At 60.9% G+C, this 22,698-nt stretch carries 26 protein-coding genes; 3 read left to right on the top strand and 23 right to left on the bottom strand.

From position 1 onward, the window contains the following. Positions 1-189 precede the first annotated feature (189 nt). On the top strand, positions 190-495 hold the full coding sequence (locus V6P94_RS01280; protein WP_133076732.1) for a type II toxin-antitoxin system RelE/ParE family toxin: 306 nt from the start codon (positions 190-192) through the stop codon (positions 493-495). Continuing rightward, positions 492-698, top strand: a complete 207-nt coding sequence (locus tag V6P94_RS01275) for a transcriptional regulator (RefSeq protein WP_338648915.1) — start codon at positions 492-494, stop codon at positions 696-698. Before V6P94_RS01280 ends, V6P94_RS01275 begins: the two co-directional genes overlap by 4 nt. A 56-nt stretch (positions 699-754) precedes the next feature. On the opposite strand, the gene V6P94_RS01270 is transcribed toward V6P94_RS01275, so the two are convergent. The 21 genes from V6P94_RS01270 to V6P94_RS01170 are packed head-to-tail and all read right to left on the bottom strand — an operon-like array spanning position 755 to position 19,298. Beyond that, the gene (locus V6P94_RS01270) at positions 755-1,195 is read right to left on the bottom strand and encodes a hypothetical protein (RefSeq protein WP_338648914.1); all 441 of its coding nucleotides are present in this window, start codon (positions 1,193-1,195) and stop codon (positions 755-757) included. Positions 1,196-1,214: 19 nt separating this feature from the next. Next, complete coding sequence (locus tag V6P94_RS01265) at positions 1,215-2,441, bottom strand: beta-ketoacyl-ACP synthase (protein ID WP_133076729.1); 1,227 nt, start codon at positions 2,439-2,441, stop codon at positions 1,215-1,217. Beyond that, complete coding sequence (gene fabG / locus V6P94_RS01260) at positions 2,441-3,169, bottom strand: 3-oxoacyl-ACP reductase FabG (protein WP_338648913.1); 729 nt, start codon at positions 3,167-3,169, stop codon at positions 2,441-2,443. The genes V6P94_RS01265 and fabG overlap by 1 nt, the downstream gene beginning before the upstream one ends. Continuing rightward, positions 3,162-3,629 carry a hotdog family protein gene (locus V6P94_RS01255; protein WP_338648912.1) on the bottom strand — a complete coding sequence of 156 codons (468 nt, stop codon included), beginning with the start codon at positions 3,627-3,629 and terminating at the stop codon, positions 3,162-3,164. Before V6P94_RS01255 ends, fabG begins: the two co-directional genes overlap by 8 nt. Beyond that, positions 3,626-4,813 carry a beta-ketoacyl-[acyl-carrier-protein] synthase family protein gene (locus tag V6P94_RS01250; RefSeq protein ID WP_338648911.1) on the bottom strand — a complete coding sequence of 396 codons (1,188 nt, stop codon included), beginning with the start codon at positions 4,811-4,813 and terminating at the stop codon, positions 3,626-3,628. The genes V6P94_RS01255 and V6P94_RS01250 overlap by 4 nt, the downstream gene beginning before the upstream one ends. Further along, positions 4,810-5,280, bottom strand: coding sequence for a DUF3261 domain-containing protein (locus V6P94_RS01245; RefSeq protein ID WP_338649420.1), 471 nt, complete (start codon positions 5,278-5,280; stop codon positions 4,810-4,812). The genes V6P94_RS01250 and V6P94_RS01245 overlap by 4 nt, the downstream gene beginning before the upstream one ends. Positions 5,281-5,333: 53 nt before the next feature. Next, positions 5,334-6,089: a class I SAM-dependent methyltransferase gene (locus V6P94_RS01240; RefSeq protein ID WP_133076725.1), complete on the bottom strand. Its 756-nt coding sequence runs from the start codon at positions 6,087-6,089 to the stop codon at positions 5,334-5,336. Continuing rightward, positions 6,086-7,318, bottom strand: a complete 1,233-nt coding sequence (locus tag V6P94_RS01235; protein WP_405046733.1) for an NAD(P)/FAD-dependent oxidoreductase — start codon at positions 7,316-7,318, stop codon at positions 6,086-6,088. The genes V6P94_RS01240 and V6P94_RS01235 overlap by 4 nt, the downstream gene beginning before the upstream one ends. A gap of 2 nt (positions 7,319-7,320) precedes the next feature. Then, on the bottom strand, positions 7,321-8,484 hold the full coding sequence (locus V6P94_RS01230; RefSeq protein ID WP_338648909.1) for a sodium:proton antiporter: 1,164 nt from the start codon (positions 8,482-8,484) through the stop codon (positions 7,321-7,323). Next, on the bottom strand, positions 8,481-10,793 hold the full coding sequence (locus V6P94_RS01225) for an MMPL family transporter (RefSeq protein WP_338648908.1): 2,313 nt from the start codon (positions 10,791-10,793) through the stop codon (positions 8,481-8,483). The genes V6P94_RS01230 and V6P94_RS01225 overlap by 4 nt, the downstream gene beginning before the upstream one ends. Beyond that, on the bottom strand, positions 10,783-11,481 hold the full coding sequence (locus tag V6P94_RS01220; RefSeq protein WP_326397235.1) for an outer membrane lipoprotein carrier protein LolA: 699 nt from the start codon (positions 11,479-11,481) through the stop codon (positions 10,783-10,785). The genes V6P94_RS01225 and V6P94_RS01220 overlap by 11 nt, the downstream gene beginning before the upstream one ends. Next, a complete protein-coding gene (locus tag V6P94_RS01215; protein WP_133076721.1) occupies positions 11,478-11,903 on the bottom strand; it encodes a thioesterase family protein in 426 nt (141 codons plus the stop codon). The genes V6P94_RS01220 and V6P94_RS01215 overlap by 4 nt, the downstream gene beginning before the upstream one ends. Beyond that, a complete protein-coding gene (hutH, locus tag V6P94_RS01210; RefSeq protein ID WP_133076720.1) occupies positions 11,896-13,440 on the bottom strand; it encodes a histidine ammonia-lyase in 1,545 nt (514 codons plus the stop codon). The genes V6P94_RS01215 and hutH overlap by 8 nt, the downstream gene beginning before the upstream one ends. Beyond that, positions 13,421-14,359 carry a glycosyl transferase gene (locus tag V6P94_RS01205; RefSeq protein ID WP_338648907.1) on the bottom strand — a complete coding sequence of 313 codons (939 nt, stop codon included), beginning with the start codon at positions 14,357-14,359 and terminating at the stop codon, positions 13,421-13,423. Before V6P94_RS01205 ends, hutH begins: the two co-directional genes overlap by 20 nt. Further along, entirely contained in the window at positions 14,356-15,090 is a 735-nt protein-coding gene (locus V6P94_RS01200) for a glycosyltransferase family 2 protein (protein ID WP_219262171.1), read from the bottom strand. Before V6P94_RS01200 ends, V6P94_RS01205 begins: the two co-directional genes overlap by 4 nt. Next, positions 15,083-16,753, bottom strand: a complete 1,671-nt coding sequence (locus tag V6P94_RS01195; protein ID WP_338648906.1) for an AMP-binding protein — start codon at positions 16,751-16,753, stop codon at positions 15,083-15,085. Before V6P94_RS01195 ends, V6P94_RS01200 begins: the two co-directional genes overlap by 8 nt. Continuing rightward, positions 16,750-17,295 carry a hypothetical protein gene (locus tag V6P94_RS01190; protein ID WP_133076716.1) on the bottom strand — a complete coding sequence of 182 codons (546 nt, stop codon included), beginning with the start codon at positions 17,293-17,295 and terminating at the stop codon, positions 16,750-16,752. The genes V6P94_RS01195 and V6P94_RS01190 overlap by 4 nt, the downstream gene beginning before the upstream one ends. Beyond that, positions 17,292-17,546, bottom strand: a complete 255-nt coding sequence (locus V6P94_RS01185) for an acyl carrier protein (protein ID WP_133076715.1) — start codon at positions 17,544-17,546, stop codon at positions 17,292-17,294. The genes V6P94_RS01190 and V6P94_RS01185 overlap by 4 nt, the downstream gene beginning before the upstream one ends. A 9-nt stretch (positions 17,547-17,555) precedes the next feature. Then, a complete protein-coding gene (locus V6P94_RS01180; protein ID WP_133076714.1) occupies positions 17,556-17,816 on the bottom strand; it encodes a phosphopantetheine-binding protein in 261 nt (86 codons plus the stop codon). After that, positions 17,791-18,603 (bottom strand): 1-acyl-sn-glycerol-3-phosphate acyltransferase, encoded by an 813-nt coding sequence (locus V6P94_RS01175; RefSeq protein WP_133076713.1) that lies wholly within the window; start codon positions 18,601-18,603, stop codon positions 17,791-17,793. The genes V6P94_RS01180 and V6P94_RS01175 overlap by 26 nt, the downstream gene beginning before the upstream one ends. Continuing rightward, on the bottom strand, positions 18,579-19,298 hold the full coding sequence (locus V6P94_RS01170) for a beta-ketoacyl synthase chain length factor (RefSeq protein ID WP_338648904.1): 720 nt from the start codon (positions 19,296-19,298) through the stop codon (positions 18,579-18,581). The genes V6P94_RS01175 and V6P94_RS01170 overlap by 25 nt, the downstream gene beginning before the upstream one ends. Before the next feature lie 304 nt (positions 19,299-19,602). Here V6P94_RS01170 and V6P94_RS01165 point away from each other — a divergent pair, with 304 nt between their 5' ends. Continuing rightward, a complete protein-coding gene (locus V6P94_RS01165) occupies positions 19,603-20,376 on the top strand; it encodes a ParA family protein (protein ID WP_133076711.1) in 774 nt (257 codons plus the stop codon). Here the strand turns inward: V6P94_RS01165 and trxC are convergent. Both trxC and V6P94_RS01155 read right to left on the bottom strand, forming a co-directional pair. Beyond that, entirely contained in the window at positions 20,373-20,813 is a 441-nt protein-coding gene (trxC, locus tag V6P94_RS01160) for a thioredoxin TrxC (RefSeq protein WP_133076710.1), read from the bottom strand. The genes V6P94_RS01165 and trxC overlap by 4 nt on opposite strands. A gap of 53 nt (positions 20,814-20,866) precedes the next feature. Then, the gene (locus V6P94_RS01155) at positions 20,867-22,663 is read right to left on the bottom strand and encodes an SLC13 family permease (RefSeq protein ID WP_219262168.1); all 1,797 of its coding nucleotides are present in this window, start codon (positions 22,661-22,663) and stop codon (positions 20,867-20,869) included. Positions 22,664-22,698: the final 35 nt, after the last annotated feature.

Here is a 22,698-nt window from a genome sequence, read left to right as displayed (position 1 = left end):
GACGAGTAGAACGAGGCTGCGTCCGATCGCGAAGCGGTCGCAAAACCGGCGCCCGCGATTTGCCAGATAAACCGAGGGGTCGCTCTCGCGCAAGGTCACTAATGGCTTATTAAACAAACTGGATTTTCTGACGAAAGGGAGTGTAATCGCCTGATTCTGCGGGTGTAGCCTTGGGCTTACCTTTTGCGGATGATTGAAATCACTCGCAGTTCAACATTTTCGCGTTGGCTTTCAGGCTTGCCTGACAGTCGAGCTCGTGCGCGTATTTTGGTCAGAATTGATCGGATGGCAGAAGGTCATTTTGGTGATACCAAGTCGATCAGGGCAGGGCTGAATGAAGTTCGAATCGATTACGGCCCCGGTTACAGGCTGTACTTCATGCAGCATGGCCATCAATGGATCGTTTTATTGTGTGCTGGGGATAAAAGCAGTCAAACCCGTGATATCAAACAAGCGCGGTTGATTGCCAAAACCTGGAAGGAGAAAGACTTGTGACTGAGCATTTCACTCGTTGGGACAGTACCGAATTCCTTAAAACGGAAGAAGATATTGGGCACTATCTTGAAGCCTGCAGGGATGAAGCGGGTGATGATCCTGCCTTCATTACCAAAGCCATGGTCAGGGTTGCCGAGGCACGTGAGACTCTGAAGACCCTGGATAACCAGCCATCCCAGAGCCGGACAGATGCAGTGCGATGACAAACCAGTTTGTTTGTAAACAAGGCGCCGAGAGGCGCCTTTGTCATTTCTGAGGCTTACAACGGTTTTACCAGCGCCGCTTCAGACAGCTGTTTGGCCGTGCGTTCATTCTGGTTGTCCTTGAGGTCGCGCACGATATCGCGGTCCAGCAGGCGCACCCAGCGGATGTAGTTCTTGTGGATCTTGCCGTCCTTGTAGTCCAGGCCGCTGCTGTCGCGGTACTGGATACGGTAATGGTCGGCGCTGTACGGAATGTCGATTTCAGCGTGGTATTGCTCGCGCACGGTGATCTGCGCCTGCACCTGCTGGGGGGTGATTTTTTGCAACGTCCAGCCACGCCCGACCAGGGCTTTGACGATGGCTTGCTGCATTTGCGCACGGTCGCTGTGGATCGAGGCATGCAAGGTGCGGTCCGGGTTCTGAATGGGTTTGCTGGTGCAGGACACGGTGCCCAGCAGGGCAAGGGCTATCAGGGTAATACGCAGCAAGTAAGGCATTCCATTGGCTCCAGAGGTGTTAAACCCAGCGACGGAAGATCAACGAGGTGTTGACCCCGCCAAAGGCAAAGTTGTTGTTCATCACGTAATCGTTGTGCATGACGCGCAATTCGTCGCGCAGGTAGTCCAGTTCGCCGCAACGGGGATCGACTTCATCCAGGTTGAGCGTGGGCAGGTAGCGGTCGCTGTTCATCATTTCGATGCTGAACCACGATTCCAGCGCGCCACAGGCGCCCAGGGTGTGGCCCAGATAGCTTTTCTGGGAGCTGATGGGCATGTGTGTGCCGAACAGCTCGCGGGTGGCCAGGGTCTCGGCAATATCGCCTTGCTCGGTGGCGGTGCCGTGGCCGTTTACGTAGCCGATGGCCTGCGCGCCAATGCCCGCGTCTTCCAGTGCCAGCTCCATCGCCCGGCGCATGGTGCTGACTTCCGGGCGGGTGGTGTGCTGGCCGTCGGCGTTGCTGCCAAATCCGACGATTTCAGCATGGATATGCGCGCCACGGGCCAGTGCGTGTTCCAGCTCTTCAAGCACCAGCATGCCGCCGCCTTCGCCGATGACCAGGCCGTCACGGCCCTTGTCATAGGGACGCGGGCTGGTGTGCGGCGCGTCGTTTTTCAGGCTGGTGGCGTAGAGGGCGTCAAATACCATGGCTTCGGTGGGGCACAGTTCTTCTGCACCGCCGGCGAGCATCAGGGGCAGGCGACCGAACTTGATGGCCTCGTAGGCGTAACCGATGCCCTGGCTGCCGCTGGTGCACGCGCTGGAAGTGGGGATCAGGCGCCCGGTCAGGCCAAAGAAGATGCTGATATTGGCCGCCGTGGTGTGCGGCATCATGCGCACGTAGCTGTTGGCATTGAGGCCGTCCGCCACGGAGTTGAGCAGCATATTGCCGAATGCCTTGATCTCATCGGTGCTGCCGGTGGACGAGCCGCAGGCCACGCCCATGCGCCCGTCACGAATGATCGGGTTGCCCAGCAAGCCGGCATCCTGCAACGCCATCTCCGCTGCGCCAACGGCCAGGCGCGAGACGCGGCCCATGCTGCGCAATTGTTTGCGGGTCCAGTGCGCGGGCACCGCAAAGTCATCAATCGGCCCGGCCAGCCGCGTGTTGAGTTCGGTGAAACGGTCCCACTCGTCCATGCGCCGAATGCCACTGCGCCCGGCCACACAGTTGGCTTCGATGCTGGCCCAGTCACTGCCCAGGGAGGTGATACCGGCCATGCCGGTGACGACAACGCGCTTCATCAGCACAGGCCTCCATTGACGGCCAGCACCTGACGGGTGATGTAACCCGCTTCGGCCGACATCAAAAAGTTAACCGCCCCGGCGACTTCTTCCGGGGTGCCCATGCGTTGGGCGGGGATCATTTTCATCAGGTCTTCTACCGGTACGTTTTCGTCGAGCATGGCGGTGTTGATCAACCCCGGCGCAACGCAGTTGACGGTGATTTTGCGTTTGCCCAGTTCGATGGCCAGGGCCTTGGCGGCGCCGATCAAACCCGCCTTGGAGGCGCTGTAGTTGACCTGGCCGCGATTGCCGATCAGGCCCGATACCGAAGTGATGCAGACGATGCGTCCGGCAGCACGGCGACGGATCATGGGCATCATGACCGGGTGCAGCACGTTGTAGAAACCGTCGAGGTTGGTGCGCATCACGACGTCCCAATCGTCTTCGCTCAGGGCCGGGAACGCCCCGTCGCGGGTCAGCCCGGCGTTGAGCACGACGCCGTAATAGGCACCGTGGGTTTCAACATCGGCTTCGAGCATGGCTTTGCATTGGGCGCGATCCGACACGTCGAATTGCAGCACCCGTGCGCTGCGGCCCAATGCCTGGACTTCAGCCATGACGGCGTCGGCTTCACTGCGGCCACTGCGGCAATGCAGCACCAGGTCAAAACCGGCTTGGGCCAGACGCAGGGCAATGGCGCGGCCGATGCCACGGCTGGAGCCTGTGACCAAAATGGAGTCAGTCATGGCGGGTCTCCTGGGATGCTTGAGCAAGGTAGTTTTCAGCCTGGGGCGGACGGAATACGTTCAGGCGGGCGCTGGCACGGATGCCGGGGCCGGTGAGGTGACACTCGAACACGCCCATGCCGTTGTCGTCTTCCAGCGAGCGCAGCGCGTGGATGTGCAGTTGGGCACCGAGGGGAAAGTGTTCGACGTTGCATTCAAATTTGCGGGTGCCGAGCAAAAAGCCCAGCGCCACGGGACGGCCTTGCAGGCGGGCGTGGCAACCGGCGTAGGCAGCGACGCTTTGCGCCATCAGCTCAACGCCCACCCACGCGGGCAGGCTGCCGTCTTCGCGGTTGAACAAACCGCCTGCGTTCACGGTGAGACAGGTTTGAATCTGCTCTTCATCAAACGCCAGCACCTGATCGATGAGGATCATGTCGCCAGCGTGGGGCAGCAGTTCGGCGAGCGGCCAATCAATCATGGGGCGTCTCCGATAATAAGGCTGACGTTATTGCCGCCGAAGGCAAACGAGTTGCTCATCAGGCAGCGTTGTGGCGCCGGTGCCAGGGTCTGGCCGGGCGTTACCCAGTTCAGCGCAGGCAGCACCGGGTCGGGTTGACCGTCCCAGACGTGCGGGGGCAGGGCATCGCCGTGGGTCAGGCTCAGCCAGCAAAAGGCGGCCTCCAGTGCCCCTGCCGCACCCAGGGTGTGGCCGGTCATGGGTTTGGTCGAAGAGCACGGCACGCCTTGGGGGAAGACCTGTGTCACGGCGTGGCTTTCCATCGCGTCGTTGTGCAGGGTGGCGGTGCCATGCAGGTTCAGATAGCCGATGTGCGCGGGCTGCAGACCCGCACGACCCAGGGCCTTGTGCATGGCTTGAGCTGCGCCGCGCCCGGAGGGTTCAGGGGCGGAAATATGATGCGCATCACTGCTGGCGCCCGCGCCGAGCAGGGCGATGGAGTGAGTGCCCGCGGGTTGCTTGCTCATCACAAACAGCACCGCCGCCTCCCCGATATTGATGCCGTGGCGGTTCACCGAAAAGGGGTTGCAGCGTTCATCCGACACGGCTTCCAGCGATGAAAAGCCGTTGAGCGTGAGTTTGCACAGCGTGTCGACACCGCCGCACAGCACCACGTCGCACAGGTTCATGTCCAGCAGTCGCTGGGCACTCATCAGGGCGCGGGCGCTGGAGGTGCAGGCGGTAGAAATCACATAGGTCGGCCCGTTGATGTTCAGCCAGTCGGCCAGAAACGTGGCCGGTGCGCTCAGCTCTTGCTGCTGATAGTCGTAATCGCCGGGGAACTGTTGATGTTGCAAGTAGTGGGCAATGCCACGGCTGGCTTCATCGATGCCCGAGGTGCTGGTGCCCAGCACAACGGCAATGCGCTCGCGGCCGAACGTCTGGATCGCCTGTTCGATGTCGTCTTTGATCTGCAACGCAGCGTCGAGCAGCAACTGATTGTTGCGACTGCATTGCGGGCTGAGTTCAGCCGCAATTGCAGGCAGCTCGCCACTGACCGCGCCGAGGGTGATTGAGCGCTCGGGCACCCAGCCGCTTTGACGCTGCATGCCGGAGCAGTCACCGGCAAACAGCTTGCGCGCGACTTCATCGGTGCCGCGACCCAGCGAACAGACCACGCCCAGGGCATTGAGGTAAGCAGTCATGGGGCGGCCTCCAGCGGGCTGATCCGGTAGTGCAGATCGCCCTTCATATCGATACGAAAGACCCGGGGTTGCAGGTACTGCACTTGCCAGCGCTGTTCCATGAAGCGCCGATCAGGTTCAGCGGTTGCCTGTGGATAATTAACCGACAATTCAGCCGCAGGTGTCAGTGCAAACAATAACGCCGCGAACAGCTCGCGGGCTTCGGGATTGGGCGGCAACAGACCATCGGCGTGCCAGGTGCCGTCCTGCAACAATTGACGTGCCAGAGGAATGCCCAGCGGGTCCATCAACGACCAGCGCAGCCCGGCATTTTCCTGCTGAATCACCAGTAACCAGTCCTGACGCTCATCGGCGTGTTCACGCTGGATATGCAACTGCATGGGCAAGGCCAGGGTTGGGGTGTGCCTGGGCAGCGGCAAGCTGGTGCAGCTACTGAGCAGCATGCACATCAACAACCACACAAACATTATCCGTGTGGGAGCGGGCTTGCTCGCGATGCAGGCAACTCGGTTCAACGGATTCACCGCAGCGATCCTGTCGCGAGTAAATCCGCTCCCACAGGGGATTGGGGCTTGCGCGCCACCACGTTGACCAGGGTTTCCTCCCGTTGCCCTACCGGTTTTGGCTTGAGCACGCCCAAGCGCTCCAGCAGGCCGAAATCCTTGGAGCGGCTCCACCACAGGTAGGGGTATGAGACGTTTTGCGGACCGAATTCAAAACCCTGATCACGGATCATGTCCAGGTATTGCTCCGCGCTTTTCTGCACATGCATGGGGTGGCGGAACAACCAGCGGATCACCCAGGTGTCGATGTAGGCTTCGGTGGACTCGGCAAACAGCAAGTACCCCCCCGGTTTGAGCACCCGGTAAAACTCGGCCAGTGCCCGGTCCTGCTGCACCAGATGGTGGAAGGTCTGGTGGCAGAACAGGATGTCGACACTGGCATCCGGCACGTCAAGTTCGGCGCAGTCGCTGCCGATCAGTTCGATGTCGATACCCTGACGCCGGGCTTCTTCTGCGCTCAATTGCAGGCTCAGCGGATCGGCATCCAGGCCAACCAGACGCGTGGGGGTGAAGGTTTTATGCAGATACTGGAACGATTTTCCCTGGCCGCAGCCGGCATCGAGAATCACCGGCGCGCTTGGCAGCTCTTCACTGAACAGGCTGCGCAGGTCATTGATGGCCACCCGCAGCACATGGTGCTGCCAGGTGTGGCTGCGCAAAAACCAGAAGCCCAGACGGGTTTCTTCAACGTAGGTATCGCTCAGAGGTTTCATGGCGACTCCGTAGCGCAAATGTCCGACAGCATGCGCAAACGGCGCTTGGGTTCGCTGACAAACGGGTTGTTTTCATCCCAGGCATAGCCCGCCAGGATCGAACTGATCATACGGCGGATCTGTGGCGAGCTGTCAGGGTGGAAGATCACGTCCTGGAAGGTGCCGGCGTACCAGCCTTCGACGTAGCAGCGGAAGGTGTCGACCCCGCGCTTGAGCGGTTCGGCAAACTCGGCTTGCCAGTCCACGGCCTCGCCTTGCAACTGACGGTGCAGTACGCCAGCGGCCATGCTGGCCGAGCGCATGGCAATGGTCACGCCCGAAGAGAACACCGGATCGAGGAACTCGGCGGCATTGCCCAGTAGCGCAAAGCCAGGGCCGTGCAGGGTTTTGACGTTGGCCGAGTAGCCGCCGATGGTACGCGCCGCAGTGTCCCACACAGCATTGGCCAGCACGCGTTGCAGGCTAGGGGTCTCGTCGATGAAGCTGCGCAGGCACTCGTCGAGGTTTTCGCTGCGCCCGGCAAAATGTTCAGCTGCCGCGACCACGCCCACCGAGCAGCGGCCATTGCTGAACGGAATGCTCCAGAACCAGATATCGCGCTGGGTCGGATGGGTGGTCACGAGGATTTTGTTGCGATCAAAACCGTCGCAATCAATGCGGTCTTCAACGTGGGTAAATACGGCCTGGCGCACCGGGAAATTCGACGGCGCTTCAAGATCGAGCAAGCGCGGGAGCACGCGGCCATAGCCGCTGGCGTCGAGGATAAAGTCGGTTTCGAGCTGATAGCGGCTGCCGTCTTCGCGTTCAATGTCCAGCAACGGTCTGTCCCGTTCAACATCGGTGGCGATCACGGTCTGGCCGTAGCGGATTTCAACACCTTGCAAGGCGGCCTGATCGGCCAGCAGCTTGTCGAAATCGGCGCGTTGCACCTGAAAGGTGGTGGGTTTGCCGTTGCTGAACGTGTCACCAAAATCGAAGGCGCTGTATTGCTCGCCCCAGGCGAAGGCGGCGCCGTTTTTGAGCTGGAAACCGGCCGCTTGTACCGCTTCCAGCATGCCCGCTTCTTCGATGAAGTCGATGCAGTGCGACAGCAGACTTTCACCAATGGAAAAGCGCGGGAAGTGTTGGCGCTCGATGATCAACACATCGTGGCCCTTGTGTTTGAGCAAGGCCGAAGCGATGGCGCCGGACGGCCCTGCGCCAATCACGACAACCTGACGACGTTCCATTTCTATTCCTGACACAGGCGCTCCTTGCCGGGTACTACGGCAGACTTCAAAGGGGGTTTACTCATGCCCGCCAACGCCGGTAACAGCGTAGCGATCAGGCTCATCAACATCAGCGCAAAGTACAGCGCGGGGCTGATGAGTTGTTGTTGCAGCAGCAGGTTGAGGAAGACGATTTCGCTCAATCCGCGAATGTTCAGTAACAGGCTTTCACGCCATTTGCTGGCCCCGGCAAACGTCGGCGTGGCCCAGCTCACCCCGAGCCAGTTACCCAGCAGCTTACTGACCATCGGCAGCAGCAATAGTGCGGTCAGTTGCAGCAGGCTGATGTCGCTCAGGGCGCTGTGAACATTGATTTGCACAATGCCGAACGTGAGGATCAGCGGGATCGCCAACGTGGTCTGCAAGCGTTCCAGCCATACAGCGTTTAACGGCATGACCAGCTTCACCTTGAGCCACGCCATGCAGATCAAATAGCCGACGCCGAAAATAAGGGCATTGAGTCGGTAATGTTCGGCCACCACCAGCAAGGCAAAAAAGCTCAGGCTGTAACACAACGGCTGACGGATACGCAGGGCGCGCAACAGCAGCGGCAGCAGGGCACCGGCCAGGGGCAGCAGCAAACTGCTCAGGTCCAGGCTGCCCTGGGCCAGGCCAAACAGGGTCCAGCATGTGAGGTCGATAAGGATCGCGCTTTGCACCAGGCGCCGAGTGGCGGCGGGCGGGTAATCGATGTGGCGCAAGTACAGGTACAACACCGGGATCGCGGTGATGGCAAACACCAGGCCCACCGCCAGTGAACTCAACCAGGGTTGTTCAGGCAGCAGCCAGACGGCGCAGGCCAGCCCGCAGGCGAAGGGCACGGCAAAGCTGGGCAGGGCGATCTTTACACTCTGGCGATCAAGGCGCAGATCAATCACGTCGCTCAAAATGGTGCCCAGCAACAGGGCAAAACTCAGGCTGTACAGGCTTTTGAGCCAGACCGGCGCGACCAGTTGGGCGCCGTCAAGCTGCCAGTGCGGTTCGATCCAGAACAGCATCAACAGCGGCAGGACGATGGATGCCAGCAATAACTGGCTGACAATCGGAATCACGCCGAAATGACGGCCCACGCGGGTGGCCAAGGCAAACAGGGCCAGGGCCAGCAGCCAGAACAGGGCTGTCATCATCGGCTGTGCTCCTGTCTGCCCGCCCAGGGCGCCAGGATAAAACTGAACGCCAGCCCCAGGCTGACCGACAAGCCGAAGTTGCTGACGGCAGGTGTGCTCGACACGGCCAGCAGGCCGAACGACAGCCATGTGGTCAATGCCGCCAGCAAGGTGCCGAGCAGGCTGACGGCGGCGCCGCCGATTTGCTCGCGCATCAAAATCGCGTAATCGACGCTGATCGCCGTCACCAGCAGCAGGCCGAAGAGGCTGAACAGCGTCAACGGCTGACCCAGCCAGCCCAGGCTTGCCAGGCTGCACAGCGCGGCCAGCAGCGGCAGTGCGACGATGCGCAGTGCACCGCCAAAACCGAACGGAGCGATCAGCAGCAATACGATCAAGGCACAGGACAGCAGCTTCAATTCGGCGGCGCTGATTTGCGTTGCGGCGAATACGTTATTCAAGTCGCCCAGGCGGTCGACCAGTTGTACGCCCGGCAGGTCTTGCGCTTGCACCCGCAGCAAACTGGCACTGCTCAACCCTTGCAGGCTGACCATGGCTGCAACGCCTTCGGCGTTCTTGCCTAGCCAGAGTGCGCGCCAGGGTTCGGCCAGCGGGCCGCTCAACGCGTCATCGATATGTTGCTCGGGCAAGGCCTGCAATTGCGCAACCTCGGCCTGCAGAGCGGTTTCAGGTACGCCCAGCTCCAGCAGCGGCTGCCAATGTTGCGCCAGCTGAGACAGCGCACTGCGCAATTGCTGTTGCTCGCCGGGCAGGCTGACCAATTGGTTCAGCGCCAGGTAGCCCTGCAACTTGCCCATGTGCACCAACTGATCGAGACGCTCGCCAAGGGCGGTTTGGCGCTCAAGCAATTGCTGCTCGTTGTCGGCCCGCACCAGGAAAAACTGGCTGGTGGGCTGGTAGCCGGTAATCCGTGCAATGGCCTGTGCCTCGGCCATCAATTGCGGTGGGGCGCCGACCCATTGGCGAATGTCGTTCTTGGTGGTCAGTTGCCACAAACCGGCCGCGCAAAACCCCAGCAGTAAAACCAGCAAGGCTGGCGTGGGGATGCGTTTGAGCAAGGCTTCGCGCACGTCGAGCAGCGATTGCGCAATACGCAGGGGCCATTGCGCAGGGCGCAGTTCCACACCTTTGAGCAGCGCGGGCAGCAGGCATACGGCGCTCAAGTAAGCACCGACCAGGCCTGCGGCGGAGAAGATGGCGATTTGGGTCAGCGCCGGGAACGGGGTGAAGGCCAGTGCCAGATAACCAATGCAACTGGTCGCCAGGCTCAGGCTTAAACCGGGCAATGTCAGGCGCAAGGCGGGCCAGCTGCGCCAGGGTTTCAGGCTCCAGCTTTTGGACAGGTAATGCAGCGGGTAATCCACCGCCACCCCGATCAGGCTGGAGCCCAGTACCAGCGTCATCACGTGCATGCTGCCAAAGAACGCGACGCAGGCCACGGCACCAAACAGCATGCCGACCAGCACGGGCACAAACGCCAGCAGCACCCGCCAGCGCCGGAACGCGAGCAGTAACAACAGTAGAATTCCGACGGTGGCTCCACCGCCGACCCAGGTGATTTCGCGGGTGGCTTGCTGTTGCCCGCTGGCCGCGTAGAGCAGGCCACTGGCAGCGAGCAGTTGCACATCGTGGGGTGCGATCTGCTGACGGCTATGCTCAAGCAGCTCGGCAACCCGCAGCGGCAGTTTCATGTCAAACGCATTGCCTTGGGTACGGGCGCGCAGCAGCACCCAGTGTTTGCCGTCGGCCTCGGCGACCAGCGCTGCGCTGCCTATATCGAGTTGCACTGCACCGCGCTGCGGCTGGCTGTTCTGGATGCGCCCGGTGAGACCCAGCCAGTCGTCCTGGCTCGGCACCAGGCTGAACCCGGTGAAGGGATCGAACAGGGCTTGTACCCGTTGCTGGATAAAGGCGTCGGGGTGTTCAATCAGTTGCGTGCGGTCGGCTGCAGACAGCATTGCCAATCGGCCGCGCAGCAGTTGATCACGCAGCGCCGGGAGGTCGGCCTGCAGGCTCCATTGCACCTTTTCAAACAGGCCGCTGGCTTGCCACTGCTGGCCCAATTGCTCAGCCGAGGCGATGGCTTGCTGGCGATCGCTACTGCCCACCAGCACCAGCATTTCGCGGTTCAGGGGTTCCTGCATGCGTTGTTCTGCGCTCAGCTCCAGCGCATCCGGTGAATCCCCTGGCACCAGTTCCATCAGGTTGGCCGACAGCGGTGCGCCGTGGCGCCATTGCCAGCCGGCGAGTGCAAGCACCGCCACCAGCAGGATCATGAAGCCACGGGGCAACCAGCGTTCATTGCGCAAAATCGTGCTGCTCCGTGTCACTCAAGGGTTGGTTGCTGACGCTGTTGTGCATTTTAAGCAGCGTGCTGTCGCCCTGGGTTTCTTGCAGTTCGATGCGTTGCACCAGTTCGCCGCCGCCGATGTTGATCTGCTTGAACACTTGCTTGAGCAGCAGTGAGCGTGGGGTCAGGGTCAGCGTCCAGTGGGCGGGTTCGCCTTGCAGTTGCAGGTCGAAGTCCCGTTGCAGGCCACTGCTGTCGCCTTGCAGCACGGCGAGGAACAAGCGGTTTTGCTCGGCGCCGGCGCTTTTGCCGGGCAGCATTTGCCAGCGCGTGCCGTCTCGCCGGGCGATGCCTTGGGACGTGATGCGGTAATCCTGTTGCAGCGGGGTTTTCAATTGCCAAAGCAGGCCGTGATCCTTGGCCAGTACAAAGGTACCGGTGCTGGTCAGCGGCTTGGGCAGGGCGCGCAGGTGTTTTTCCTGGATGAAATCACCGTGGATCACCTGGGGTTTGGCCAGTTGTTCGCTGAGTTGTTGCAGGTCGAAGGCGTGGGCCAGAGGAGTGAATCCGAGCAACAGCGTAACAATCAACCCCCTGTAGCCGCTGCCGAAGGCTGCGATAAGGGCCGAAGGCCCTTCGATATTGAAAAAGCGCGACCCCTTCGGGCTCGATCGCAGCCTGCGGCAGCGACTACCAAGGCGGTTCATGGCAGCATCCTCGCGACAGCGTCGGTGAAGCACTTGGGCGACACCAGTTGCATCTCCTTGCTGGCGATCTCGACCGCCACTTGCACCGTAACGGCCCGGGTCAGCCGCTCGCCTGTGGCCAGGTCGGTAATCAGGTAATTGACCTTCAGGCGGTTCTCCCACTCCACCAGGTTGGCGCGCACATTGATGCGCTGCCCAAACGTGGCCCCGCGGACATAGCGCAATTGCATGTCGATCACCGGCCACGCATAGCCCGCATCGAGCATGTGCGTGTAGTTGTGGCCGATATGGTCAAGTAACGCACAGCGCGCCACTTCGAGGTATTTGACGTAGTGGCCGTGCCACACCACGTGCAGGGTGTCGATGTCGAAAAACGGCACCAGCACTTCGGTATCAACGTGCAAAACGCCTTTGCTACGCATGCAGCCTCCAGTGTTGTTGGGCAATACGGCTCAGGCACAAGCGCAGTTCGGCTTCCAGGGCGCGGTCTTCGACCACCGGCGGGAAGTCCTTCGCCAATTCGGCGTGCATCCGGGCCAGTGCGGGTGGCAGCGGGCGGGCGTCTTCGGCGCGGCTGCGCAACCACACGCCCTGATTAGCCGCCAGCAAGGTGGCAGCAGCGACCTGTTCGGTCAGTTCAAGCACGCGGATCGCATCGCGGGCAGCGATGGTGCCCATGCTCACTTTGTCCTGGTTGTGGCACTCGGTGGAGCGCGAGAACACGCTGGCCGGCATGGTGTTTTTCAAGGCTTCGGCGGTCCAGGCGCTGGTGCCGATCTGCACCGCTTTAAAGCCGTGGTTGAGCATCGCCCGCTCGGCGGTTGCGCCCGACAGGTTGCTCGGCAGGCCGTGGTTGTAACGCACGTCCACCAGCAGCGCGAGCTGGCGGTCCAGCAGGTCGGCGACGTTGGCGACCAGGGTCTTGAGGCTGTCCATCGCAAAGGCGATATGACCGCCGTAGAAGTGCCCGCCATGCAGCACGCGCTCTTCTTCAGCGTCGATGATCGGGTTGTCGTTGGCGCTGTTGAGTTCAATTTCGATAAACCCGCGCAGCCAGTTCAGGCTGTCAGCCAGCACCCCCAGCACGTGGGGGGCGCAGCGCAGCGAGTAGCGGTCTTGCAGGCGATGCAAGGGCGCGGTCGGGGCGTCGATGGCCAGGTCCTGGCGAATCCAGGCCGCCACCTGCATTTGCCCCGGATGGGGCTTGGCGGCGAACAGGCGCTCGTCGAAGTGCTCGGGGTTGCCTTGCAGCGCCACTACGTTGAGGGCGGTGATGCGCGTGGCCAGTTTGAGCAGGTAGTCGGCGCGGGCATAGGCCAGGCACGCGAGGCCAGTCATCACGGCGGTGCCGTTCATCAGCGCCAGCGCTTCCTTGGGCCGCAGTACCAGCGGTGTCCAGCCCAGTTCCTGATGCACGTCGGCTGCGAGGCGGCGCTCACCCTTGAACAATACTTCGCGTTCGCCCGACAACGTGGCCGCCACATAGGACAACGGCGTCAGATCGCCGCTGGCGCCCACCGAGCCCTCTTCGGGAATCAGCGGCAGGATGTCGTGGGCAATAAAAGCCTGCAAACGTTCCAGCAACTCGATGCGCACTCCGGACACGCCGTGGCACAGCGACTGCAGGCGTGCAGCGAGCACGGCGCGGGTGGCCTGGGCGTCGAGCAGCTTGCCCAGCCCGCAGCCGTGAAAGGTGTAGAGGTGGCGCGGCAGCGCTTCAACATGCTCCAGCGGCACCGCCACCACGCACGAATCACCGTAGCCGGTGGTCACGCCGTAGATGACGCCTTCCTTGTCCAGCAGCGAGTCGAGAAAGCGTGCGCCCTTGGCGATGCGCTCGCGATAGTCGGCGTCGTCTTGCAGACGGGTCGGCGCCTGACGATTGGCCAGGGCCAGCACGTCTTCAATGCGCAACGGGGTTTGGCCGAAGGTTACTGGCTCATGCGGATGCGTCGTCATCGGTCTTCCAGAAAGGGTAAAAATTGAACCATTGTTGGGGCGCTTCAAGGCAGTAGCGCCCCAGGCGTTCGGCGTAGCGCGTGGCCCACTGGGCGATCACCTGCTCGCGGTCGCTGCGCCGCCAGAGTACGGCGTCGGTGAAGGGTTCGAGAATGACCCGGTAGCGTCCTTCGTGCTTGAGGCAAAACATCAGGTTGACCGGGCATTTGAGCAGCCCGGCCAACAGCCACGGGCCTTGGGGGAATGCGGCAGGGTGGCCGAGAAAGTCGACCTCGACATTGCGCCCGCCATGCAGCGGAACCCGGTCACCGGCAATCGCCAGCCATTCGCCGTCTTCCAGGCGCTGATTGAGTTGCAGCATCACTGCCGGGTTGAGCTCACTGACCTGAATCAGCCGTAAATGGCTGGCCCCGGCTTCGCCCAGCAGGCGGTTGAAGTGTTCGGCGTGCTTGGTGTGCACCAGCACGTTCATGGTCACCTGTTCGCCCAGCTCGGCCAGTGCGCGACACACTTCGAGGTTGCCCAGGTGTGCGCCCACCAGCATCTGGCCGCGTTCGCCGCGTAACTGATTGCGCAGCAGGGCGGGGTCGATGATGTCGATGTCTTCGATCTTGAGGCGCCCGTTCCACACGTCGAGCTTGTCGAGCAGGGCATCGGCAAAGGCCATGAACTGCCCGAACACCCGTCTGCGGGTGGGGCGCAGGTCGCTTTTCCCGCTCCAGTCGGCCAACCGCTGCTGGTACTGCCAGATGCTGCGCCGGGCACGGCCACCGAAGACAAAGAAGTACAGCACAATGGCGTAGAGCACCGGGCTGAGCAGGCGTCGGCCCAGCAGTTTGACGCCGAACGCAGTGAGCTTCATCAGCCGGAAACTGCCGCGCTCCTTGTGGTCAGCCCAATGCTGTTGAGGTTCGCTCATGCTTTGAAACGCCCCCAGAGGATGCTCGGCAAACGGATCAACATGCCGAAAAACAGTTTGGTGTGCATGCCGGAAATCAGCGCGTTGTCATGGAACAGGCGAAAGTGCGAGAGGCCGTCCTGGGGGTAATGGACCTTGGTCGGCAGCCAGCGCATGGGCTGGTTGCGCCACGCCAGGCGCACCAGAATCTCGGGATCGAAGTCCATGCGCTTGCCCAGTTTGACCGAATTGATCAGCGCCAGCGTCGGCGTCAGCGGGTAGACCCGAAAACCGCACATGGAGTCGGGAATCTGCAGCGACAGGCTGTTGATCCACACCCACACGTGGGTCAGGTAGCGCGCATACAGGCGGCCCTTGGGTACGCTGTCGTCGTATTGCGGATAACCGCAGATCAGCGCCTGGGGGTTTTGCTGCGACACCTGCATAAAGGTCGCGACGTCGCGCAGGTCGTGCTGGCCGTCGGCGTCTACTTGCAGGGCGTGGGTGAAGCCCAGCCTGGCGGCTTCCCGCAGCCCCGCCATGACCGCGCCACCCTTGCCCTGATTGATGGCCAGGCGGATGAGGAAAGTGTTCTCGCCCTGGGCAAGCTGTTCGAGAACGGCACTGCACGCGGGGCTGCTGGCGTCGTCAACCAGCACGCAGGGCAAGCCGGCGGCGAGCAGGGCGTCGACCACGGCCGGCACGGCGGTTTCGTGGTTGTACACCGGAATCACGGCGCAGGGGTTATGCATGGGCGGGCTCCAGCACGATGCGGCCACTGGAACAGGGCGCCGTCGCGTTGCGGTAGGCGAAGTGCAGCTTGCTGCGCTCACGGTCGAAACGCAGGGTCAGTTCGATGGCGTCGCCGGGGCGTACCAGTTGCTGGAACTTGAGCACTTCCATCCCGGCAAAACGCGGCGGCAGGTCGAGGAGTTGCTGACCCAGTGCCATTGCCCAATCCACTTGCACCACGCCCGGCAGTACCGGGGTTTTGGGGAAGTGACCACTGAAGTAGGCCAGGTCTGGCGGGATCGACAGGTTGAGGGTCCACTGGCCGTCATGTTCGGCTTGGCTCAGCACCTCGGGCATTTTAGGCCGGGGTGCCAGCAATAACGTATCGACCTGGGCCTGGGGCAGCTTGCCCTGGCTGTTGAGTGGCATCTGGCGCAACACGCGCCAGCGACGGGGCAAGGCCAGGGCTTCGCAGTGCTGGCTCAAGTGCTGGCGCAGGGTTTGGGTCAGGGCGCGACGACCGTGTTCACGCAGGGCAAACAGACCGCTGGGGCTGAGTACCAGCAAGGCGCCCAGGGACGCACGGTTTTCGTTGACCACGCCCAGGCGGGCTTCAGCCACCCAGTCGTGGTTGATCAGTGCGTGCTCGAGCATGGGCAGGGAGATGCGTTTTTCTTCCAGTTTGACGATGCGATCCAGGCGCCCGAGCAACTCGAAACGACCATCGGCCTCGATGCGAGCTGCGTCGGCAGTCTGTTCGATATGACCTGCGGGCAAGTACGCCGAGGCGATTATCAGGGCGCCATCTTCGCTCTGGCTCAGTTGCACATCGGCAAATGGTTGCCACAGGTTTGGGCCCTGACGCCACGCGATCCCACCGGTTTCCGAGCTGCCAAGGATTTCGGTCGGCCACTGGCCCAGACGCTCGAACAACCCTTGCGCCGCTTCTGCAGGCAAGGCGCCGCCCGACGAGAAAACCCGGCGTACCGGGCTCAGGGCGGGCCAGTCCAGGTTGTCGGCCATGCGCTTGAGCAGGGCAGGGCTGGCGACCCATGCGAATGATGAATGCTCGCGGCTGGCGCGCTGCATGTCTTCAGGGAACGCCAGTTGTTTGCGGACAAAGGTGCGGCCTGCGCACAGGGGCCACAACACGCGAAACAGCAGCCCGTAAATATGCTGTGCAGCCACGCTGGCAATGATGCACGCATCACCCAGATCGGCGCCCCACAGCTGTTCCAGCGCCTGGACTTCGTTGGCCATCTGGCGCAGGTTTTTGTCGATGCGCTTGGGTTCGCCGCTGGAGCCCGAGGTGCACAGGCTGAGCTGGCACTTGTCCAGATCCAGTTCTGCTGCCGGCACTGCATCGGCGTACAAGGCTTGCAGTTGGTCGCTTTGAGTTATCCACAGGTCAACCCGGTCATCCCAGCGCTGACGGGTTTGGGCTTGCAGGTCGGCAGGCAGCAGCACACTGACGCCGGCGCGCCATGCACCGAGTAAAGCCACTGCCAGTTCGCCAGCGTCCTCAAGGTGCACGGCAATGTGCTGCACGCCTCGCTGTTGCAGGCCGCCTGCCAGGCGCAAGGCCTGTTCACAGAGGGTGTCGTGGTTCAGCGCAGGGTCAACCGTAACGCGGCGCTCTGCGTGTCCCTTGAGCAATAGCTGCTCAAGTTTTATCCAATTCATGCCCGGCCTCTTACCTTTTGTCGTATCAGCCATTCAATGGCAAACAGCAGCCCCATCAGCCCGTAGGCGATAAGGCCGTTGTACAACGTCCACCAGCTCAGCGGCGCCCACAGCGTCAAACTGGCTGCGACTAACCCGTTGAGCATGAAAAACAGGCACCAGACCTTGGTCACCTGCCGTGTGTAATCAATTGCGATGTCGGGTAATACCGGCTCGCGCAAGCGGGCCAGGCGCTCGATTATCGGTGGCCCGAATTTCAGGCTCAGACCGAACAGGCAGAGCATGAACGTACTGATCAGGACCGGGTACCAGCGCAACAGTGCCGGGCTGTTGAACAGCGCCAGCAGGCCGCAGAACACCAGTGCAACGACCGCCATCCACAGGCTGCCGGGGCGCCGTTCTCCGGTCAGGGCACGGGCCAGCCACAGGCCGCCAAGCAGTAACGCAAACTGCCATGGGGCGAAATGGGCCATGCCGAAATACACCGCAAAGGGGTACAGCAGGCCCGCCAGCAACAGCCCAAGGCCAATCAGTCGACTCATGCGTCAGCGTGAACCAGGCGATAAACTGCCTCGACCACGTCATTGACGGTTCGCACCGATTTGAATTCTTCAGCGGCGATTCTTTTACCGGTTTTGCGCTTGATGTGGTCGATCAGGTCAACGGCGTCGATGCTGTCGATTTCCAGGTCCTGATACAGGTTGGCGTCCAGGGTGACGCGCTCGGGCTCCAGTTCGAAGAGTTCGACCAGGGCGTCGCGCAGGGTATTGAAAATGTCGTCACGGGTTTGCATGGTTCGGTCTCAGGCTGCCTGTTTGGCCGTGACAAAAGCCGCAAGGCTGGCCACGTTGGAAAAGTGATTGCGAGTGTCTTTGGCATCGGCGTCTATTTTGATGCCGTAGGTTTTTTGAATCGCCAGGCCCAGCTCAAGTGCGTCGACCGAATCCAGCCCCAGGCCATCGCCAAACAGGGTTTGTTCGTCACCAATGTCGCTGACGCTGATGTCTTCGAGGCCCAGGGCATCGATGATCAGCTGTTTAATGTCGCGTTTCAGATCGCTCATCTGTGGCGAGCTCCTTAATAAAGTAGTCATGCACGAAGTCATTGAGCAGGCGCGAGGCTTTAGGCGGCGGGCCAAGCGCGGTAAAGGTGTCTGGATCTATATCGGCGCCGACACGAATACTGAAGTGCACGCGCCGATAGGGGATGCGGTACCAGGGTTCGGCCTTGGTCAGCGTGGTGGGGCTGACCTTGATCACCACCGGGGTGAGGATTTTCGCACCCCGCAGTGCTATCGCGGCGGCGCCGCGATGAAAGGCAGGTGCCGTGCCCGGCTGCGTGCGGGTGCCCTCCGGGAAAATGATCAGGGTCTGGCCTTCCTGCAGCGCTCGCGCGGCGTTATCGAGCATGTCGACGCTGCCATCGTTGCTGATGTACTGCGTGGCGCGCACGGGGCTGCGGGTAAACGGGTTCTGCCAAAGGCTCTCTTTGACCACGCAATTGGCGTTTCTTACCAGGCCGATCAAAAAAACCACGTCGATAAGCGACGGGTGGTTGGCAATGATCATCTGGCCGGGTCGACCGAGCCGTTCGGCACCTTGTACGTCATAGGTCAGCACGCCCATGCGGGCCATGGTGCGAATAAACAGCCAGAACAGCCGGCTGACGGTTGCACGGGCACGTTCGCGGTGACGAACGGCGTTTCCCGGCAGGCAACCGAGTACCGGGAAAATCACGACCCGCAGGCACAGGCATCCGAGACCGAACAGTGTAAAGCTGATCGCCGTGGCGATCAGGCGCCAGACATAAGCATCGCGATGCTCGCTCACAGGCTGTGTTGCCAGTTCCATACGCGATCTTTCCAGGCATGCTGGAATGACGCCTGTCCATCGAACAGGTGGCGCAACAGGTTCAGGCTATGGGGCCACGGGGCTTTTTCGATGTCGGTGGTCGTGCTTGCGAGGGAGACCTGCCATTGCGTCCCGGGGGTCAGCAGCAGGCCGACGGCGTAAGGAAAGGGCACATCATCAATCCATTGGGCGTAGGCGTGTGGCGGTTGCTCTTCGGTGATGATCAGCAGTACGGCGGGCGCACCTTCATTCAACAGCGCGCAGGCCTCGATCAGGCCATGCTCCAGGCCATCTCCGGCAGCGGCAATGGCCGTCATCTCGCTGGTTTCGCCGCGCATGATCGACCACAGGCCAATGACCGCGTTATGCACCGAGAGGCTGAATTGTGTCGGGGACAGGGGCTGGCTGGCAGCGAGGTCGCTGAGGATGTCGAATGTGCGCGGGGTTTCGCCGTGGCGTGAGGCGAAGACCAGTGGCAGTGCCTCGTGGCCTTGTGCCAATGGCCAGCCGACGCTGAATGCCATCCGTGCCAGGCGGCTGAGGCGACGGCGTTGCATGGCGGGTAGAAACGAGACATCAGGTGCTGCGTTGCTGGCGGCGAGTACGCTGGGTTGCTGACTCCAGGCTTGCCAATCGGCCACGCTGTCGAGGCCCGGAGCCCAGGCGCGCCACGCGGCGATATTGAAATTGATCACTGGAGTTTCATCCCGCCCTTGCAGGCTTCCTTGATGCGAAAGTGGGCATCAGTCGATGCCACACCTGATACAGAATGGCGACATTATCCCGGTGCAGTTGGCTTGTAGCAAATATTGCTTACATTTCAAGTATGGTTTTTGCGTGATCTGAAAAATATAAGACTAATGCTTCCCATATGGCGGATATGTTCGACGACTATTGCGGTTAAATCTCTAATAGATGTAAGGCATTTCTCTGCGAGGTAGCTAAGCCGCACAAAGGCAATCTACACTCGGGGACACATTGGTACACGGAGGTTTTGAAATGCGTCGCGTGGTGTTCAACCAAAAAGGCGGTGTGGGTAAATCCAGCATCGCGTGCAATCTGGCTGCGGTCAGTGCCAGCGAGGGCTACAGGACGTTGCTGGTGGATCTGGACGCCCAGGCCAACTCCACTCAATACCTGACCGGACTCACGGGCGACGATATCCCGATGGGGATTGCCGACTTCTTCAAGCACAGTTTGTCAGCCGGGATCGGTTCGAAAAAAAATCGTGTAGATATTTACGAAACACCCTTTGAAAATTTGCACGTTGTCACCGCCACGGGCGAACTGGCTGATTTGCAGCCAAAGCTTGAAGCCAAGCACAAGATCAACAAGCTGCGAAAACTGCTTGAAGAATTGTCCGAAGACTATGACCGCATCTATGTCGACACACCTCCCGCATTGAACTTTTACGCCGTTTCGGCGTTGATCGCTTGTGATCGGGTGCTGATTCCATTTGATTGCGACAGTTTTTCGCGTCAGGCGCTTTACGGGCTACTGGCTGAAATCGAAGAACTGAAAGAAGACCACAACGAAGACCTGCTGGTCGAAGGCATTGTGGTCAATCAGTTCCAGGCCCGGGCCAGCCTGCCCCAGCAAATGCTCGATGAGTTGATCGCTGAAGGGCTACCGGTGCTGCCGATGTACCTGAGCAGCTCCGTGCGGATGCGCGAGTCGCACCAGGCCTGTCAGCCTTTGATCCACTTCGACCCGCGGCACAAACTCACTCAACAGTTTGTAGAGTTGCACGATTATCTGGATCAGAACGCTTAGGCACTGATGCCCTGGCTGCGCAGCCAGGCGGTAAGTTGCTGCAACGGCAGCGCACCGCTCTGGCGAGCGACTTCGCGGCCATTTTTAAACAGGATGAGGCTAGGGATGGAGCGTATCCCCAATTGTCCGGCCAGTTGTTGATTGGATTCGCTGTCAAGTTTGGCCAGTCGGCATTTGCCGATCAGTTGGCTGGCGGCTTGTTCAAATACCGGGGCAAAGGCTTTGCACGGTCCGCACCATTCGGCCCAAACATCCACCAGCAGCGGCAGGTCGCCCTTGATCTGGCTGGGGTAGTCGGTTTGTTTAAGATCGAAGGGCTTGGCGAGCAGCACCGCATTCTTGCAGCGCCCGCATTTGGGGTGCTCGCCGATACGCTCGGCGGGGATACGGTTAAGGCCGTTGCAGTGTGGGCAGGGGATCAGCAGCGGTTCGGTCATCAGTCATTCTCTACAAGGGGGGCGCATGAGCGTGCAGTTCAGCAGATGATTGCTCAACTCGCCACTGGCGTCAGCGGCCAGATCCAGGGAATCACCAGCATTGCCACTATCAGCATCAGTACATTCAGCGGGATGCCGATGCGCAAAAAGTCGCTGAATTTGTACCCGCCTGCGTTATACACAAAGGTGTTGGTCTGGTAGCCAATCGGCGTTGCGAAGCTGGCGCTGGCAGCGAACATCACGGCCACCACGAAAGGTCTGGGGTCCACACCCATCTGTTGCGCTACACCAATTGCGATCGGCGTCAGCAATACCGCCACGGCATTGTTGGAGAGGATCTCGGTGAGCAGGCTGGTCAGTAAATAGACAAACCCCAGCATCAGCAGCGGTCCGGCATTGGGGATGGCGGCCATGGTCTGGTTGACCACCAAATTGATCAGGCCGACTTTTTCCATCGCAATGCTGATGGCCAGCATGCCGAAAATCAGGCTCAGGATTTTCCAGTCCACCGCCTTGTAAGCGTCCTGCACATCCAGGCAGCGTGTGGCGACTACCGTCACTGCGGCGATGAGTGCCAGCCCTTCGATGGGCATGACTTCCAGCGCCGCAAGAATCATCACCGCCAGCGTCGAAATAATCGCAATCGGCGCTTTGTCGCGGCGATAAGCGCGCTCCAGGACGGTATTGAGGCTGATCAAGTCGCCATTTTCGGCGAAACGACGGATCTGGCTGGGCGTGCCCTCAACCAGGATCACATCGCCAAATTGCAGGTGCAGATCGTCGAGGTTGCCTTGAATGTTTTCGTCCTGGCGATGCACCGCGAGCACTGCAATGCCGTAACGCGCCGTCAAGTCGAGGTCGCGCATGGGGCGGTGGCTGTAGCGCGAGTTACGGCCCACGATGGCTTCGGCCAGGATCACGTCGTGGTTGCTGATGGTTTCGAACGCATCACCACGGTTGAAGGCCAGCACGCCGCTTTCGCGCAGCTCGACCACATTCTGTACCTGCCCGTGCAGCACCAGACGATCGCCGCTGCGCAACTGGGTGGTGGGCTCTGGCGTGGAAAGCTCTTGCTCGTCACGGAAAATCTTCAGGACTTGCAGGCCGCTGCCACCATTGAGATTGGCTTCAGTCAGAGTTTTGCCGATCACGGGCGAATGGTGGGGCACCAGCAGTTCGCTCATGAAGGTGCGAGTCAGGTCCGGGCGCAATTGCTTGGACAGGCTGTCGCGATCAGGTAGCAGGCGGTTGCTGAAAATCATCAGGTATACAAAACCCACGGCGGCAAACATCAGCCCGGCCTGAGTGATTTCGAACATGCCGAAAGGTGCGAGCCCGGCTTTGCGTGCAACCCCGTCCACCAGGATATTGGTCGAGGTGCCGATCATCGTCAGCATCCCGCCCAGTACCGTGGCGTAAGACAGCGGGATCAGCAGCTTGGACGGTGAACTGTGGGAGCGCTTGGCGAGGGCAATCGCCACTGGCGTCAAAATGGCCACCACGGGGGTGTTGTTCAGGAACGCCGAAATGACCAGCGCGGTAATCATCAGTCCGCCGAGCACCCGCAGCGGTTTGTCGCCCACCAGGTTGCCCAGCCAGTTGCCCAGGGCATCAATGCAACCGGTACGCTCCAGGGCGGCCGAGAGCACAAACATGCAGGCAATCGTGGCGGGAGCCGAGTTGCTGAGCACACTCAACACTTCGTGGGGCGTCAGAATCTGCGTGACCAGCAGGGCGGCAACACCAATGGCGGCTACGACATCGGCGCTCCACTTCTCGCGCACAAACGACACCAACAACCACACCAGCAGAGCGGCAACAAACAGCAGGGGGAGTGAGTCCCAGGACATGGGTCTTCCTTAATGCAACGAATCTCGTATGAGGT

The sequence above is a fragment of the Pseudomonas sp. ML2-2023-3 genome (assembly GCF_037055275.1).
Classification (GTDB): domain Bacteria; phylum Pseudomonadota; class Gammaproteobacteria; order Pseudomonadales; family Pseudomonadaceae; genus Aquipseudomonas.
The sequence above is the reverse complement of the archived record's forward strand: the minus strand, read 5'-3'. Positions and strand labels throughout refer to the sequence as shown.

Coding starts and splice junctions, on each gene's coding strand:
- V6P94_RS01280 (WP_133076732.1), top strand. CDS start 190: ATGATTGAAATCACTCGCAGTTCAACATTTTCGCGTTGGCTTTCAGGC.
- V6P94_RS01270 (WP_338648914.1), bottom strand. CDS start 1,195: ATGCCTTACTTGCTGCGTATTACCCTGATAGCCCTTGCCCTGCTGGGC.
- V6P94_RS01265 (WP_133076729.1), bottom strand. CDS start 2,441: ATGAAGCGCGTTGTCGTCACCGGCATGGCCGGTATCACCTCCCTGGGC.
- fabG (WP_338648913.1), bottom strand. CDS start 3,169: ATGACTGACTCCATTTTGGTCACAGGCTCCAGCCGTGGCATCGGCCGC.
- V6P94_RS01255 (WP_338648912.1), bottom strand. CDS start 3,629: ATGATTGATTGGCCGCTCGCCGAACTGCTGCCCCACGCTGGCGACATG.
- V6P94_RS01250 (WP_338648911.1), bottom strand. CDS start 4,813: ATGACTGCTTACCTCAATGCCCTGGGCGTGGTCTGTTCGCTGGGTCGC.
- V6P94_RS01245 (WP_338649420.1), bottom strand. CDS start 5,280: ATGTTTGTGTGGTTGTTGATGTGCATGCTGCTCAGTAGCTGCACCAGC.
- V6P94_RS01240 (WP_133076725.1), bottom strand. CDS start 6,089: ATGAAACCTCTGAGCGATACCTACGTTGAAGAAACCCGTCTGGGCTTC.
- V6P94_RS01235 (WP_405046733.1), bottom strand. CDS start 7,318: ATGGAACGTCGTCAGGTTGTCGTGATTGGCGCAGGGCCGTCCGGCGCC.
- V6P94_RS01230 (WP_338648909.1), bottom strand. CDS start 8,484: ATGATGACAGCCCTGTTCTGGCTGCTGGCCCTGGCCCTGTTTGCCTTG.
- V6P94_RS01220 (WP_326397235.1), bottom strand. CDS start 11,481: ATGAACCGCCTTGGTAGTCGCTGCCGCAGGCTGCGATCGAGCCCGAAG.
- V6P94_RS01215 (WP_133076721.1), bottom strand. CDS start 11,903: ATGCGTAGCAAAGGCGTTTTGCACGTTGATACCGAAGTGCTGGTGCCG.
- hutH (WP_133076720.1), bottom strand. CDS start 13,440: ATGACGACGCATCCGCATGAGCCAGTAACCTTCGGCCAAACCCCGTTG.
- V6P94_RS01205 (WP_338648907.1), bottom strand. CDS start 14,359: ATGAGCGAACCTCAACAGCATTGGGCTGACCACAAGGAGCGCGGCAGT.
- V6P94_RS01200 (WP_219262171.1), bottom strand. CDS start 15,090: ATGCATAACCCCTGCGCCGTGATTCCGGTGTACAACCACGAAACCGCC.
- V6P94_RS01195 (WP_338648906.1), bottom strand. CDS start 16,753: ATGAATTGGATAAAACTTGAGCAGCTATTGCTCAAGGGACACGCAGAG.
- V6P94_RS01190 (WP_133076716.1), bottom strand. CDS start 17,295: ATGAGTCGACTGATTGGCCTTGGGCTGTTGCTGGCGGGCCTGCTGTAC.
- V6P94_RS01185 (WP_133076715.1), bottom strand. CDS start 17,546: ATGCAAACCCGTGACGACATTTTCAATACCCTGCGCGACGCCCTGGTC.
- V6P94_RS01180 (WP_133076714.1), bottom strand. CDS start 17,816: ATGAGCGATCTGAAACGCGACATTAAACAGCTGATCATCGATGCCCTG.
- V6P94_RS01175 (WP_133076713.1), bottom strand. CDS start 18,603: ATGGAACTGGCAACACAGCCTGTGAGCGAGCATCGCGATGCTTATGTC.
- V6P94_RS01165 (WP_133076711.1), top strand. CDS start 19,603: ATGCGTCGCGTGGTGTTCAACCAAAAAGGCGGTGTGGGTAAATCCAGC.
- trxC (WP_133076710.1), bottom strand. CDS start 20,813: ATGACCGAACCGCTGCTGATCCCCTGCCCACACTGCAACGGCCTTAAC.
- V6P94_RS01155 (WP_219262168.1), bottom strand. CDS start 22,663: ATGTCCTGGGACTCACTCCCCCTGCTGTTTGTTGCCGCTCTGCTGGTG.